Source organism: Paraburkholderia unamae (assembly GCF_003096875.1).
GTDB classification, from domain to species: Bacteria; Pseudomonadota; Gammaproteobacteria; order Burkholderiales; family Burkholderiaceae; genus Paraburkholderia; species Paraburkholderia unamae.
Genome location: NZ_QEOB01000033.1, coordinates 44480 through 61099, shown reverse-complemented (window position 1 = coordinate 61099; position 16620 = coordinate 44480). Strand labels below are relative to the sequence as shown.

Below are 16620 nucleotides of genomic sequence, written 5' to 3'. Positions count from 1 at the left end.
CTTTTCGACCGGGAGGCCGTCGAGCAACTGGCACGCCACTACCGCGTCATCCTCGAAGCCGTCGCGGCCGAACCGCAACGCAGGATCGGCGATCTGCCACTCATGGGTGGCGCAGAGCAACGCGCCGTGCTCATGGACTGGAACGACACGCACATCGAATGGCCTGCGCCGGCGCCCACGCTGGCCGAAGCTTTCGAGGCCCAGGTTCGGCTCACCCCCGACGCGATCGCCGTGAGCTTCGACCGCGAGCCTAATCACGAGCCGCTCACCTACGGCGCGTTGAATGCGCGGGCCAACCGCCTGGCCCACCACCTGCGCGAACACGGCGTGGGCCCCGACCGGCTTGTCGCCGTCTGCATGGAGCGCAGCGTCGACATGATCGTCGCCCTGCTCGGCGTGCTCAAGGCAGGCGGCGCCTATGTCCCGCTCGATCCGGCCTACCCTGCGGAGCGCCTGGCCTACCTGCTCGGCGACACCGCAGCAGCCGTGCTGATCACGCAATCGCATCTGCCCTGCGCCCCGCATCTGCAACATGCGCAGACCGTCTACCTGGATGGATACGAGACCGCCTTCGCGTACGCCCCCGACCACAACCCGGCCGGTGTCTGCACCTCCTCGCACCTGGCCTACTGCATCTACACCTCCGGCTCCACCGGCAACCCCAAAGGCGCGCTCAACACGCACGGCGCCATCGTGAACCGGTTGCTGTGGATGCAGCACGAATATGGCCTGGGCCCGAACGATACCGTGCTCCAGAAGACGCCCTTTACGTTCGACGTCTCGGTCTGGGAGTTTTTCTGGCCGCTGCTGAACGGTGCGCGGCTCGTCATCGCGAAGCCCGAGGGACACAAGGACCCTGCCTATCTGGCCGATGCAATCCAGCGCCACCGGGTCACGACCCTGCACTTTGTGCCCTCGATGCTGCAGGCATTTCTCAACGCCGGCATGCATCTGACACAACACGCCCTGCGCCAGGTCTTCTGCAGCGGAGAGGCGTTGCCCTGTGCGCTGCAACAGCAGTTCCACCGCCACTTCAACCCGGTGAAACTGCATAACCTCTACGGCCCCACGGAGGCGGCCGTCGATGTGACGTTCTGGCATTGCGAGCCGGGCGGCGATCCGACGGCCGCTTCGGTCCCGATCGGCCGGCCCGTGGCCAACACCCGGATGTACGTGCTCGATGGGGAACTGCGCCCCGTTCCGCCAGGCGTGGAAGGCGACCTGTTTATCGGTGGCGTGCAGCTGGCACGAGGCTACCTGAAGCGCCCCGGGCTGACTGCGGAGAAGTTCATTCCAAACCCTTACGGTGTCGTGGGCAGCCGGTTGTACCGGACAGGCGATCGCGCACGCTATCGCCGCGACGGCGTGCTGGAGTTCCTCGGCCGCAGCGATGATCAGGTCAAGCTGCGTGGCCTGCGCATCGAGCCTGGCGAAATCGAAAACGCATTGCAGGCGCACCCCGACGTGCTCGCCGCGGCGGTGGCGGTCAAGGGGGGCACCCAGGGCGAACTGTATGAAGCGCAGCTTGTGGGTTATGTGGTCATGCGTGCGGGCCGCAGCCTGGACAACGCCGCCCTGCGCGCGCATCTGCTGCAGTGCCTGCCCGACTACATGGTGCCCGGCATCTGGATGTGTCTGGATGCGCTGCCGCTCAATGCCAACGGCAAGCTCGAGCGCAAACGCCTGCCTGAGCCCGACGGCGCGTCGCGCGAGGCCAGCGTCAATGGCACACCCTACGTCGCACCGCGCACGCCAACCGAAACCATGCTCGCTACGCTCTGGGCCGAGCTGCTCGGTGTCGAACGTGTCGGTATCGACGACAACTTCTTCGAGCTCGGTGGGCACTCCCTGCTCGCCACCCAGGTCATCGCGCGGTTGACAGATTGCTTTCCCCGCGCATTGACGATGCGAACGCTTTTTGATTCTCCGACGATCGCAGCCATTGCCAGGGTGCTCGATGCGGAGCCCTCGACTGAGGGAAACCGCATTAGAAGAATGCCCGCAATCCAGCGACAAAAGCGTATTGGCGAAACTCAATCGATTCAGTAAAACCAATTAAAAGGAATCAATCCATCATGGAAATCCAGTTCGTCGTGGTCGTAAACGCAGAAGAGCAATATTCAATCTGGCGCAACGATTGCCCTGTTCCTCCCGGGTGGTCGCTCGAGGGCATGCAAGGTCCCCTGGCAGAGTGCCTGAAATACATCGACACGGTATGGGTCGATATGACTCCAGCAAGCTTGAGGCGTGCGAATCAGGGTTCATTGGTCTGAGTTCGGTCCATCCTCTCTGATACACAAGAAAAGAAAACTAAATTTCGTCAATAGAAATGAACACGTTTGTTACCTCTTTCGCGCAGCAACGGCTCTGGTTTCTTGACCAGTACGATCCAGGGTCATGCCTCTACAATATTCCCGCCGCATGTCGATTGCTGGGCACACTCGATCATGACGCGCTGAAAGGGAGTCTCGACGAGATCGTTCAACGGCATGAAGCCTTTCGAACCACGTTTGCGGTCGAAGGCGGCACACCTGTCCAGGTGATCGCTGCGCACGCGCACGCGCACCTCCGGTTTGAGGACCTCTGCGTGCGCGATGACGCGGAAACGGTTGCCTTTGATATTGCAGAGCGGGAAGCGCGGCAGCCATTCGACCTCGCGCAAGGTCCACTCATGCGCGTTACCGTCGTCAAACTGGCCGATGATGAGCATCTGCTGGTTCTGGTGATCCATCACATCATCGCGGATGGCTGGTCCATCGACGTATTGCTTCGGGAGCTGACTTCGCTTTACAACGCACGTGTCGAGGGATCGGCACTGCCCCTCAATGCGCTTGACATTCAATACGCGGACTACTCGGTATGGCAGCACGAATGGCTGCAAAGCGGGGAGCTCGAAACGCAACTGGATTACTGGAAGAACAGACTCGAAGGTGCCGCTCCATTGCTTGAACTGCCGCCTGGCCGGCACAGGCCGAGCGTTGCGCGGCATCGGGGCGACACCGTGGATTTTTCGCTCGATACTGCGCTGGTGACGAAACTTCGACAGCTGAGCCAGCGCAATCAAACCAGCCTTTACACCACGCTCGCGTCAGCACTGAATGTGCTGCTGTCGCGCTACAGCTGCCGAGGTGACATATGTATCGGTTATCCAGTTGCAAACCGCGGCCAGCCGGAGATACAGGGACTGGTCGGCTTCTTTGTGAATACGCACGTGCTGCGCACGAACGTGAACAGCGCAGACAGCTTTGAGGCGCTCGTCCAGCAGGTGAGAACTTCGCTCCTGGAGTCCACCGAGCATCATGATCTTCCCTTCGAGAAGATCGTTGAGGCACTCGGCCCTGAACGCAGCCTGAGCTATTCTCCATTGTTCCAGGTCATGCTGGCATATTACGAAGGGGACCCATTCGAGAATCTGCGTCTCAGCAGGTTGCAGGTGACAGGTATCCCCCTTCGAACCCCGACGGCAAAGTTCGACCTGACTGTTGATTTGCGTTCGTCAAGCCAGGGTGTCACCGGCGTTTTCGAGTACGACACCGATCTTTTCGACCGGGAGGCCGTCGAGCAACTGGCACGCCACTACCGCGTCATCCTCGAAGCCGTCGCGGCCGAACCGCAACGCAGGATCGGCGATCTGCCACTCATGGGCGGCGCAGAGCAACGCGTCGTGCTCATGGACTGGAACGACACGCACATCGAATGGCCTGCGCCGGCGCCCACGCTGGCCGAAGCTTTCGAGGCCCAGGTTCGGCTCACCCCCGACGCGATCGCCGTGAGCTTCGACCGCGAGCCTAATCACGAGCCGCTCACCTACGGCGCGTTGAATGCGCGGGCCAACCGCCTGGCCCACCACCTGCGCGAACACGGCGTGGGCCCCGACCGGCTTGTCGCCGTCTGCATGGAGCGCAGCGTCGACATGATCGTCGCCCTGCTCGGCGTGCTCAAGGCAGGCGGCGCCTATGTCCCGCTCGATCCGGCCTACCCCGCGGAGCGCCTGGCCTACCTGCTCGGCGACACCGCAGCAGCCGTGCTGATCACGCAATCGCATCTGCCCTGCGCCCCGCATCTGCAACATGCGCAGACCGTCTACCTGGATGGATACGAGACCGCCTTCGCGTACGCCCCCGACCACAACCCGGCCGGTGTCTGCACCTCCTCGCACCTGGCCTACTGCATCTACACCTCCGGCTCCACCGGCAACCCCAAAGGCGCGCTCAACACGCACGGCGCCATCGTGAACCGGTTGCTGTGGATGCAGCACGAATATGGCCTGGGCCCGAACGATACCGTGCTCCAGAAGACGCCCTTTACGTTCGACGTCTCGGTCTGGGAGTTTTTCTGGCCGCTGCTGAACGGTGCGCGGCTCGTCATCGCGAAGCCCGAGGGACACAAGGACCCTGCCTATCTGGCCGATGCAATCCAGCGCCACCGGGTCACGACCCTGCACTTTGTGCCCTCGATGCTGCAGGCATTTCTCAACGCCGGCATGCATCTGACACAACACGCCCTGCGCCAGGTCTTCTGCAGCGGAGAGGCGTTGCCCTGTGCGCTGCAACAGCAGTTCCACCGCCACTTCAACCCGGTGAAACTGCATAACCTCTACGGCCCCACGGAGGCGGCCGTCGATGTGACGTTCTGGCATTGCGAGCCGGGCGGCGATCCGACGGCCGCTTCGGTCCCGATCGGCCGGCCCGTGGCCAACACCCGGATGTACGTGCTCGATGGGGAACTGCGCCCCGTTCCGCCAGGCGTGGAAGGCGACCTGTTTATCGGTGGCGTGCAGCTGGCACGAGGCTACCTGAAGCGCCCCGGGCTGACTGCGGAGAAGTTCATTCCAAACCCTTACGGTGTCGTGGGCAGCCGGTTGTACCGGACAGGCGATCGCGCACGCTATCGCCGCGACGGCGTGCTGGAGTTCCTCGGCCGCAGCGATGATCAGGTCAAGCTGCGTGGCCTGCGCATCGAGCCTGGCGAAATCGAAAACGCATTGCAGGCGCACCCCGACGTGCTCGCCGCGGCGGTGGCGGTCAAGGGGGGCACCCAGGGCGAACTGTATGAAGCGCAGCTTGTGGGTTATGTGGTCATGCGTGCGGGCCGCAGCCTGGACAACGCCGCCCTGCGCGCGCATCTGCTGCAGTGCCTGCCCGACTACATGGTGCCCGGCATCTGGATGTGTCTGGATGCGCTGCCGCTCAATGTCAACGGCAAGCTTGAGCGCAAACGCCTGCCTGAGCCCGACGGCGCGTCGCGCGAGGCCAGCGTCAATGGCACACCCTACGTCGCACCGCGCACGCCAACCGAAACCATGCTCGCTACGCTCTGGGCCGAGCTGCTCGGTGTCGAACGTATCGGTATCGACGACAACTTCTTCGAACTCGGTGGGCACTCCCTGCTCGCCACCCAGGTCATCGCGCGGGTACGCCAGACACTCAGGATCGAAGCTCCGATCAAGTGGCTATTCGAAGCGCCGACCATTCGTCAATTCGCCGCCGCGCAAAGCGACATTCTCAATGAAGCCGCACCAGACACCGTTGCACCGCCCATCACTGCAAGTAGCGAAGCCCGGACGAGGCGGCCGGCATCGTTCGCCCAGGAGCGCCTCTATTTTCTGGACCGCCTCAAGCCCGACGACAGGGCATACGTTGTTCCGGTAGCACTTGAGTTGACGGGTACGCTCGATGTGCAGGCGCTCTCGCGCAGTGTGTCCAGGATCGTCGGCCGACATGAGGTGTTGCGCACGACATTCGACGAGGACGACGACGGCCGGACAGTTGCGGTCGTTCATGCGCAGCCGTTGGATGCGATGGTATATGTCGATGCACGTGGCATGGATGTGCAGCAGCGTGTGGCCGCCGAAATCGAGTACGTAACCCTTGCGCCTTTCGATCTGCGCAATGGTCCGCTCCTCCGTACTCACCTTGTACGGACAGACGAATCGCGTTATGTCTTTGTGACCGCGATGCACCACATCGTCACCGATGCCTGGTCGGTCGGCGTTTTGATGCAGGAACTCATTGCCTGCTATACCCTGTTCTCGGGCAGCGGTGACGCGACTTCGACGCTCGCACCGCTATCGATTCAATATGGCGACTACGCACAGTGGCAACGAACACGGCTCACCGAGACTCGTCTTGCCGGCCAGACCGACTACTGGAAGTCGCTGCTGGGAGGTGCGCCTGCCACGGTGGAGTTGCCGACAGACAGGCCGCGTCCGTCAATGCAGACGTCGGCTGGCGACGCGCTGCGTCTCGCGTTCAGCGCAGGGCTGTCGCAACGGGTTGATCGTCTGAGCCTCGCACTCGGCGCGACACCCTTCATGACGCTCTTCGCGGCATTCAATGTCCTGTTGAACCGGTACGCGAATCAGGACGATCTCGTCATCGGAACGCCTATTGCGAACCGCACCCACGCAGAGACCAATCCCTTGATTGGCTTCTTTGCGAACACGCTCGCGTTGCGAACCAGACTGAGCGGCGAGCCGACGTTTCGCGAAATCGTCGCCCAGGTCAAGGCCACCACAATATCGGCCTACACGCATCAGGACATACCGTTCGAAAAAGTCGTCGAAACGCTCAATGTACCTCGCGACACAAGTCGCCACCCGGTTTTTCAGGTTCTCTTCAGTCTCGACAACACTCCGGCGCAACGTCTCGAACTGCCGGGCCTGCAGGCACGATCGCTGGACATCGAATGTCAATCCGCAAAGTTCGATATCTCGCTCGAGATGTCCCGGACGACGACCGGTGACTATACCTGCCGCTGGGAGTTCAATACGGACCTGTATGAGCGTACGACCATCGAGCGCATGGCGGGTCACTTTCAGACGCTCGTTGAAAGCGCTTGCGCAAGTCCCGATCTGAAGGCGGGCATGTTGCCAATCATGAGGGACGCGGAGCGCGACTACCTTACCGGCACGCTGAACGCAACTGCGAGACCGATACGTCAGTTGCCTGTTCATCACTTGTTCGAGGAAGTCGCCCGGCGCATGCCTGACAGTGCCGCGGCTCGCTTCAACGGCAGTGAATACAGCTACGCGGCTCTCAACGCTCGCGCGAACCAGTTCGCGCGCCATTTGCAGCGTGTGGGCGTTATGCCTCATTCGCTGGTAGGGATTTGCCTCGAACGCTCTCTCGATGTGGCAATCGCGATTCTCGCCGTTCTGAAGGCCGGCGCCGCCTGCGTGCCCATGGACCCGAGCTATCCCGAGGAGCGCCTGCGCTTCATGGCGAAAGATGCGGGAGCACCCGTTATCGTCACACAGACCCACCTGCTCCATTGTGTCGACGAAAACGACGCCCAGCTTGTCACGATAGACGACTGCGCAGCAGCCTGGACCGAATCCGCGACCGATCCCGGCATCGCCCTCGATCTACGGGCGCTATGCTACGTACTTTATACCTCGGGTTCGACGGGCCTTCCCAAGGGCGCCGCCCTCACACACGAGATGCTGACTAACCTCGTGCAGTGGCAGTTGACCGAGTCGACGCTGCCATCCGGTGCACGGACCCTGCAGTTTTCTCCGTTGAGCTTCGACGTCAGCTTCGACGAATTCTTTTCGACGTGGGCAGCAGGGGGCACCGTCGTCATGGTCAGTGACGAGGTCCGCAAAGACCCTCAGCAATTGCTCGAACTCGTGATCCAGGATGACGTGGCACGGATGTTCATCCCGTTCGTTGCGCTGCAAGGTATCGCGGATGCGGCTCGCGCGCTCGGAACCGTGGGCAGGCTGAGCGAGATTGTCTGCGGCGGAGAACAGCTTCAGGTGACTGGCGAGGTGGTTGACCTGTTCAGGAAGATACCTGGCGGCCTTCTGCACAATCAGTATGGTCCGACCGAAAGCCACTTCGTGACTGGTTTCCGTCTGACCGGTGATCCGCAGACATGGCCAGATCTGCCCCCCATCGGCAAACCCCTGGCCAACTCGCAAATCTACATTCTCGACGCGTACATGCAACCGGTTCCCCCAGGCGTGCGCGGGGACCTTTACATTGCCGGCATCCATATCGCGCAATCCTACTGGCGGCGCGGCGGTCTCACCGCAGACCGCTTCGTACCGAATCCATTTGCAAGTGCTCCTGGTGCCCGCATGTATCGAACGGGTGATGTCGCGCGCTACCAGCCGGACGGGAACATCGAATATCTTGGACGCTCCGACCACCAGGTAAAAATCCGCGGCTTCCGGATCGAACTTGCAGAGGTCGAACAGGCCTTGTTGACCGTCGAGGCAGTCGCCTCGGCGGCGGCGGTCGCTCGTGAAGACCGCCCGGGCCTCAAGCAACTGGTCGGCTACTTCGTGGCGAGGCCTGGGATGCGCCTGGACCGGGATTCCCTGCGTCGCGAACTCAAACAGCGCGTGCCGGAATTCATGATTCCGGCTGCGTTCGTCGAGCTTGAAGCGTTGCCCCTGACACCGAGTGGCAAGATTGACCGCCGCTCGCTTCCAATGCCAGGTCATGAATCTTCTGGCAGCGAATATGTCGCGCCGGGCACCCGGGAGGAGCAGGAACTGGTGCGCATCTGGCAAGATGTTCTCAAAGTCGAGCGCGTCGGCATACACGACAATTTCTTCGACCTCGGTGGGCACTCGCTACTGGCGGCCCAGGTGCTCGCGCGCATCCGGCAGGCGACCGGTATTGCCGTGCCATTGCGGACGCTTTTCGAGGCCCCGACGATTGAGAAGCTCGCTTCCTCGATGGGCGGATCAGCTACCAGTGCATCGCCGGACTTCGCAACTGCGCCACTCGGGGCGCGGGCTCCACTTCTTCCCGCACAGAAACGGCTATGGTTTGTTGAAGAACTCAACCCGGGTAGCGCGGCCTATCACGTACCGGTCCTTCTCGAGCTCGACGGTCAGCTCGATACGTCGGCGTTGGCACGCGCGCTGCACACGGTCGTAGAGCGCCATGGCGCTCTACGCACCCGCATCGTGACGCACGAAGGCCAGCCTTTCCAGCAGGTTCTCGATGCGGCGGCCTGGACGATGACGGTGGAAGATCTGCGCGGTGCTCGAGAACCGGACGCGGCGCTGGCGCACCGTGTTCGTGAGTCCGCTTGCCATCCCTTCGATTTTTCCAGTGGTGAAATGTTCCGCGCGACATTGTTCCTGCTCGCGGACGCACGTCATGCGCTCCTGCTGAACGTCCACCATATCGCGGCCGACGGATGGTCGACTGGAATCCTGCTCAGCGAGACAGAAGCCCTTTATCGTGCATTCTCGGCAGGGCAAGGCAATCCGCTTGCGCCACTGATCATTCAGTTTGCGGACATTGCCTGGTCGCAGATGCGGCGCGGCCGCGACGAAAAAGTCAGGATCGCGGGAGTGAACACCGCGGATATCGCCTACTGGAAGAAACAGCTCGCCAATGCGCCAGCTGTCCATACCCTGCCTCTTTCACATACACGCCCCGCAGTACTCCGCATGGGCGGCGCCGTGGTGAACACGACCATAGACGGGCCGCTTACGGCTTCCTTGAAGGCCGTCGCCTCGCAGCACGGTGCCACGCTCTTTATGGCGCTTCATTCCGCGTTCGCCGCATTGCTCGGCCGATACGGCAATCAGGACGATGTGATAATCGGCACGCCTGCTCTCAATCGCGGGCAAGCTGAACTCATGCCCCTCATTGGCATGTTCGTCAATACGCTCGTCCTGCGTAGCGATCTGTCGAATCGGCCGAACTTCTCTGCGCTTGTGCGTCAGAGCAAGGAATGCATCCTGGAAGCGTTCACGCACGAGCATGTCCCCTTCGACCAGCTCGTCGAAGCGCTCGACGTGCCGCGCGCCCTCAGTCATGCGCCTTTGGTCCAGATCATGCTCGTTCTCGAGAACGAACAGCAAACGAAGTTTGCGCTTCCCGGAATCGACGCGCGTTCGACCATCGTGAATACCGGCACAGCCAAGTTCGACCTCACCCTGTACGTCCGTAAGCGCGAAGATACCGGGCTGGATATCACGTGGGAATACAACACGTCTCTCTTTGACAAGACGTATGTCGAGCAACTGGCCGGTCACTTCTCCCGTCTGGTCGCCCACGCCGTACGCAACCCGGACATGCCGCTCGCACAGATCCCCCTGCTCGACGACACGCAACGGGCAGAACTGCTGCGCGCCGGATCCGGGCCGAGCATCGCAGGCTCAGCGCCGCAAACGTTCGATGCCTTTTGTCTGCATGAACTCTTCGAAAAGCATGTCTCACAGCGTCCCGACGCCATTGCGGTCAATTGCACAAGCGCAAGACTGACCTATCGGGAACTGGATGAGCGTTCGAATCGTCTGGCCCGATACCTGATCGAATGCGGAGTACGGCCGGACACCCTGATTGGCCTGTGTGTCGAACGATCGACGGAAATGATCGTCGGGATGCTCGCCATCCTGAAGGCAGGAGGTGCATACGTACCACTGGATCCCGACTATCCAGCCGCACGACTCAAGTACATGGTGGAGGACAGTGCGATTCGCATCGTCCTCACACAGCACAGTCTCGCGCACCGGTTGCCGCCCGATGTCCTTGAGGTAGGGCAGATCGTCCACCTGGACGATGCACAGCTCAGCGAAAAGCTGAATCGCCTGCCCGCCACGCGTGTGCCGTCGCGCAGCTTCGGCTTGCGGCCCGATCACCTGGCCTATGTCATCTACACGTCGGGCTCAACGGGGGAACCCAAGGGCGTGCTCATCGAGCACCGTCAGGTGAGCCGTCTATTGAAGTCGACCGAGCGCTGGTTCGGCTTCGGCCAGGACGACGTCTGGACAATTTTCCACTCGTACGCCTTCGACTTTTCCGTCTGGGAAATCTGGGGGGCACTCGCGTATGGCGGCCGGGCGGTCATCGTCCCCTATCTGGTCACACGCTCGCCGCGGGAATTCCTCGCACTGCTGGAAAAAGAGCGCGTCACGGTACTCAATCAAACCCCCACTGCGTTTCGCGCGCTTTCATTTGAAGCCGGATCGCTTGACGTGGATCTGGCCCTGCGTTACGTCATTTTCGGCGGAGAAGCACTCGACTTCTCGAGTCTCGCCCCGTGGTTCGACCGCTTCGGCGATCGGCGTCCACGGCTCGTGAATATGTACGGCATTACAGAAACAACCGTGCATGTCACCTGGCACGCACTCACTGCGACGGATAGCCAGCGCACGGCGAGTGTGATCGGTGTACCGATTTCCGACTTGAGCCTTTACGTGCTCGATGAGGAAGGTGACCTCGTTCCGCACCAGGTCGTGGGCGAACTGTTCGTTGCGGGAGGCGGCGTTGCGCGCGGCTACCTCAACAAGCCCGCGCTCACGGCAGAACGGTTTGTGCGCAATCCGTTTTCAGACGACGGGGCGAAGATGTACCGGACCGGGGATCTTGTGCGATATCGAGCCGACGGCACGCTCGAATACGTTGGACGAAAGGATCAGCAAGTCAAGATCAGGGGGTTTCGTATCGAGCTTGGCGAAGTGCAGGCCACATTGTCCCAGGCCGAAGGGGTTGCACAGGCACTCGTAATCGCACAGGGAATCCCAGGCGACCAGCGTCTGGTCGCCTACATCGTCCCGCGCGAAGGACACGCGCCCGACACCGCGACCCTGCGCGATGAACTCTGCGCGCAATTACCCGACTACATGGTGCCGTCGGCCTTCGGTGTGCTCGATGCCTTCCCCACGACAGCGAACGGCAAGGTGGACATCAAGGCGCTTGCGCAGGTGCGTGACAGACACCTCGTGAATTCGACTCCCTTTGTCGGATCTCGCACACCGACCGAGGAGGTGCTTTGCGAGATCTGGAAGAGCACACTCGGCGTGGCACGCGTCGGCATTCACGACGACTTCTTCTCCCTCGGTGGCGACTCGATGCTCGCGGTGACGATCGTTCATGCCGCACGCCAACAGGGACTTTCACTGACTGTACGCGACATGTACCAGCATCACACGGCAGCCGAGCTGAGCCAGATTGCCGATGCAAATGCGATTCAACGCGGCCCCGGCGTCGGCGAAAGGCTTGCAGCACAGGGCGAAACGCCAACCTCTTCGACGCTCAGGTTGCCCAACCTGGTGGACTTCGATCCGTCCTTGTCGGCTCAGTACTGCGACTTGATTGAAGACGCCTATCCGCTCACGGCGATGCAGCAAAGGATGGTAGACGCCTATGATCAAAGCGTGCAGGTCGGCGACGGCATCTACCACGTGCAGATGTGGTCCCGTATCCGCCAGGAGAGACCGTGTGCCGAGTCGATGCGCGAGGCGATTCAACTCGTCGTGGACAGCCAGCCGGTATTGCGTACCCGCCTTTTGAGAGCCGGCGGCGGAGCTGCCTGGCAAGGCGTTGCCCGCGAGCTCGAAGTCGAGCTACACGTTCACGATCTGCGAGGACAATCTGAAGCACAGCAGGCATTGGCATTCGAGCAACTGCTCGCGCAGGATCGCCACTTGCCGCTTTTCAGCGAGCACGACAGCTTCGCGGGGCTCCGCTTCAACTGGCTGAGTCTCGACGACGATATCTTCGTCCTGTTAATTTCCATCCACCATGCCATCGACGACGGCTGGGGTAATCAACATTTCCTTCGGTCAATCTGGAGTCTCTACGAGCGCATACGCACTTCGCGTGTTAGCCAATCTGGACGGGCAGTCGAACCACCTCCCCGGGCACAAAATGTCTTCAGGGAATATGTTGCACTAACCCGCGAGTGCGAAATGGATACATCAACGGCGTCATTCTGGCGCGGGCGGACGTTAGCCTGTGACGGTAGCGCGCCGCTCAAGCGATACCGCCGGTTGAGAGCAGATGCGTCGGGCCGCGGTGAGTGCAGTGTGGCGTTTCATGCTGACACAACCGCATGTCTGTACGAGGTTGCTTCATCGCTACATGTGTCGGTCAAGGCAATCGCGCTTGCCGCCTATATCGCGCTGATTGAGAACAAGGTTCAAGCGGGAAAGGCCACGATTGGCGTAATCGCCAATGGTAGAACGGACCGCCTTTCCGAACCCTTGACGGCCCTCGGTCTATTCTGGAATCTCGTGCCCGTCTCATCTCCGGTTTTGGGGACAGCAACGGCTGAGGAACACATCCGGATGGTCCATCAAGCGCTGATCGAAACTGAATCGCATACGCTTTTTCCTCTCAACCGGATCTGTGATCTGCATGGAGTCGATGACTTATTCTTTGCGACATTTAATTTCACGAATTTTCATAACGCGTTTTCGCTCGCTGAAGCACGCAGGATTTCCGGCATGGAATTGCTCGATGCTGGATGGAACGATCGCTTCGAGTATCCGCTGAATTGCCATGTAAGCCTGGACCGCGATCAGCAGAAGCTTCAGGTTCATTTCACGTTCGACCGCGCTTTTCTATCGCAGAAAGAGGTATCGCGCTGGAGCACTGACTATCGTGAGATCCTGAACCGCTATCTCGCGTGCCTTCCATCTTGATTCGATCTGCACCTGAGTTAAATCGCGTGCATATGGAGGTGTCTGCCGCCGCCAGGGTGGCTGCAGACACCGGAGGAACGCACGAGGTCCGCGCATGTTGCAGACGATGAACCGCGCCATGTCAAATCCATTGACGCATGTGATGCAAGAAATTACTCCCGGACCTGTCGCCGTCATTCCGCCGTTGGGGGCGACCGGGAGCGCATGCGACGCACTTTCGGTATTCCCGTGTGTTAACCCGCCGTGGGTCAATGTGGACAGGAATGACGGGAGAACAGCGTGTAACGGTTTCCACCGTCAGGCTCAATTCCATCTGCCGCTGAGACAGAAGCCTCACACACATTTCTCAATCCGAGAATCGATAGCATGTTTGACAGTATTGATATCGGATGAACATATCAACAACTTGCATCATGCCACTGACTTGACCGGCTCCACAGCAGATGAAGACAACTCACCATTCATCCAGCGCACCACGACGGCTGGAAGGTCGAGTATGTGGTGGGGGGAATGTCCTACACATCCCTCAAGCGGCATGAAGCACGCTCGCGCTCCCCAGAGGTTTGCAAGCTTAAGCCCCATTGACACTGGAATTTCCGGATCGTCCATGCCATGAATAATCAAAACGGGCACCCCGATGCGGGGTACGAGAGCGGCAGTATCAAAGGTGTCGATGAGGATCCAGCGTGCAGGTAACATGGGAAAACGCAGTGCCGCTAGGTCCGTCAAAGAAGTGTAAGGGGCTTCCAGAACCAGTGCAGTTGCAAGGCCTTCGCTTGCCATGCGGGCGGCAACGCCGCTGCCTAGACTATGCCCCCACAGGATGAGAGGACCACAGAACGATCCCGCGGCCACAAGCGTCGCCCGCGCATCGGCCATCAATCCTTCTTCGGTTGGCTCCCCAGGATTGCCTGAGTAGCCGCGATATGAGGCAAGCACGGCACCCCAACCGCGCTGGTGAAGCGCCTCCCCCATTTCGGCAAAGTCTCGACGGTCCGCGCCGTTGCCGTGAAAGAAGACAACCGTCGGTACATCGCGACTCGCCGGCGCCGCGACCCACACGATCAATCGATCACCGCTTGGGACGTCGATTTGCACGGAACGGAAGATGGAATCGTCAGGTGGGGCATCCAGTACGGAGGACGGTGACAAGTAGATCAACTTCCGTTGCCGAAAGTAAAGGAAAGCGCATAGTCCAGAATAGAGCAATATGGCAACTAGCGTAATGCAAATTCCTGAGAATACTATTCGTGTCACTCGTCAATTCCTGGTTCAGATATAACAGTCCGGAAAGATCAGGAATACATGCTCTTGCCAGATAGTCGGGCGCAATCGTTGTGGCCAAATTTGATTGGATGAAGCCGGAAATTATGCCTTATTCTGACGATCAGATACTGCTATGCTATCCCCCCGGCGTCATAGTAGTTGTCGCCTCTGAACTTTCTTATCAAGAAGAGTCAGAGGTACAGGTTGAAGACGAAACAAACGTATTCTGTTGAGTTCAAGGAGCAGGCGCTGTCGAAGGTCCTGCAGCGCGGGAGCCGAACGGTTGGAGCCGTGGCTAACGAATTGAACGTGAACGTACTGACATTAAGGAATTGGATGAGAGGCACCGCCGCCTCGAGCCGGAGCTCGAGTTCTGAACATGCAAGACGTCCGGAAGGCTGGTCGCTGGAAGAACGCCTGATGGCCTTGCAGGAGAGCCACGGCTTGGTGGACGAAGCATTGAACGGCTGGTGCCGGGAGCGCGGCCTGTTTGCGCATCATCTCGTGCAGTGGCGTGCGGATTTTTGCGCCGGCGGCGCAGCCGCTAGCCGACGTGAGAGCGCTCAGGAAGTACGGGATCTGAAGCAGGCCAATGTGCAACTGCAGCGTGAACTCAAGCGCAAGAAGCAGGCGCTGGCCGAAGCTGTGGCGCTACTGGTGCTGCAAAAAAATACCGCGCGCTCCTCGGGGACGAGGCCGAATGACAGCCCCTGAAGAGCGCAAGGCATTGATCGGCCTCATCAACGAGGCGACCCTGGCCGGGGCTCGCCAGGCACACGCGTGCAAGATTCTGGGGCTCAGCGCGCGGACAGTTCAACGCTGGTATCGGGGCGAACCTGACGCGGTGGACGGGCGCACGTTACGGCACCACGAGCCGCGCCACAAGCTCTCTGCCGAGGAGCGCGCCGAGCTTCTGGCGGTCGCGAACTCGGCCGAATTCGGTCATCTGCCGCCAAGCCAGATCGTGCCGCGACTGGCAGACAGGCAACGCTATATTGCCTCGGAATCGACGTTCTACCGGGTACCGAAGGCCGAGAAGCAACTCGCCCACCGGCGCAGCGAACGGCCAGCCCACTCTCGCAGCAAACCCCGTTCGGTTTGCACCGACGCACCGAACCAGTTGTACAGTTGGGACATCACGTACCTGCCAACGACAGTTCGCGGGCAGTATTTCTATCTGTACCTGTTTCTGGACGTGTTCAGCCGCAAGATAGTCGGCTGGCAGGTCTATGCGGAGGAAAGCAGCGTACTGGCCAGCGAAGTCCTCAAGGACCTCTGCGCGCGCGAAGCGATACAGGCGAACCAAGTGATTCTGTATTCGGATAATGGCGGCCCGATGAAAGGCGCGACGAAGCTCGCCACCCTCCAGGCGCTGGGTGTCATGCCGTCGTTGAGTCGCCCGGGCGTGAGCAACGACAATCCTTATTCTGAGTCGCTGTTCAAGACCCTGAAGTACCGGCGCGCTTACCCGCTCAAAGCCTTCGACGCCCTGCTCGCCGCGCGCACCTGGGTGGGCGCGCTGGTGTGCTGGTACAACCACGAGCATCGTCACAGCGCGATCCAGTTCGTGACGCCGGCGCAGCGCCATGCCAACCTCGACCAGGACATTCTGGATCGACGAGTGGCGCTTTATGAGACTGCACGGCAACGCAACCCGCTGCGATGGAAAGGCCCCACGCGCAACTGGCAGCGGGTCGATGCTGCGCATCTCAACCCTGACCGCATCGATGATCGGGGCATCCCTCAACAACGCCTTAATCAGGAGCGAAAGGCTGGCTGAAATTTATTCGTTGAGGCGACAACTAGCTTGAAAATTCCCGCTATCACCCACTCGCTAAAGTCAGGTTGGCCATGTTCGTGGAGATCGTGAGTCAAGTGATGGGACGTGAGTTTCCCCTGAGATGGCCCAGCTTCATGTTACCCGGTTCATGCAAGATTGGCTTGCCGCTACGCAG

General features: G+C 60.5%; 4 protein-coding genes and 1 pseudogene. 4 read left to right on the top strand and 1 reads right to left on the bottom strand.

Going from position 1 to position 16620, the window contains the following annotated elements; translation table 11 throughout:
• The 3 genes from C7402_RS47235 to C7402_RS40820 all read left to right on the top strand — a co-directional run.
• Positions 1-2049, top strand: a 2049-nt coding sequence (locus tag C7402_RS47235; RefSeq protein ID WP_116614595.1) for a non-ribosomal peptide synthetase, incomplete at its 5' end; no start/stop codon positions are given.
• Between the two features lie 26 nt (positions 2050-2075).
• Positions 2076-2273 carry an MbtH family protein gene (locus C7402_RS40825; RefSeq protein WP_116614594.1) on the top strand — a complete coding sequence of 66 codons (198 nt, stop codon included), beginning with the start codon at positions 2076-2078 and terminating at the stop codon, positions 2271-2273.
• 56 nt (positions 2274-2329) lie between these two features.
• On the top strand, positions 2330-13399 hold the full coding sequence (locus C7402_RS40820; RefSeq protein WP_116614593.1) for a non-ribosomal peptide synthetase: 11070 nt from the start codon (positions 2330-2332) through the stop codon (positions 13397-13399).
• A 411-nt stretch (positions 13400-13810) separates the two neighbouring features.
• Here C7402_RS40820 and C7402_RS40815 read toward each other — a convergent pair whose 3' ends face one another.
• Positions 13811-14560, bottom strand: coding sequence for an alpha/beta hydrolase (locus C7402_RS40815; protein WP_208949081.1), 750 nt, complete (start codon positions 14558-14560; stop codon positions 13811-13813).
• A gap of 309 nt (positions 14561-14869) precedes the next feature.
• Here C7402_RS40815 and C7402_RS40810 point away from each other — a divergent pair.
• Positions 14870-16445 (top strand): annotated as a pseudogene (locus tag C7402_RS40810) (IS3 family transposase).
• Positions 16446-16620 lie beyond the last annotated feature (175 nt).

Coding starts and splice junctions, on each gene's coding strand:
- C7402_RS40825 (WP_116614594.1), top strand. CDS start 2,076: ATGGAAATCCAGTTCGTCGTGGTCGTAAACGCAGAAGAGCAATATTCA.
- C7402_RS40820 (WP_116614593.1), top strand. CDS start 2,330: ATGAACACGTTTGTTACCTCTTTCGCGCAGCAACGGCTCTGGTTTCTT.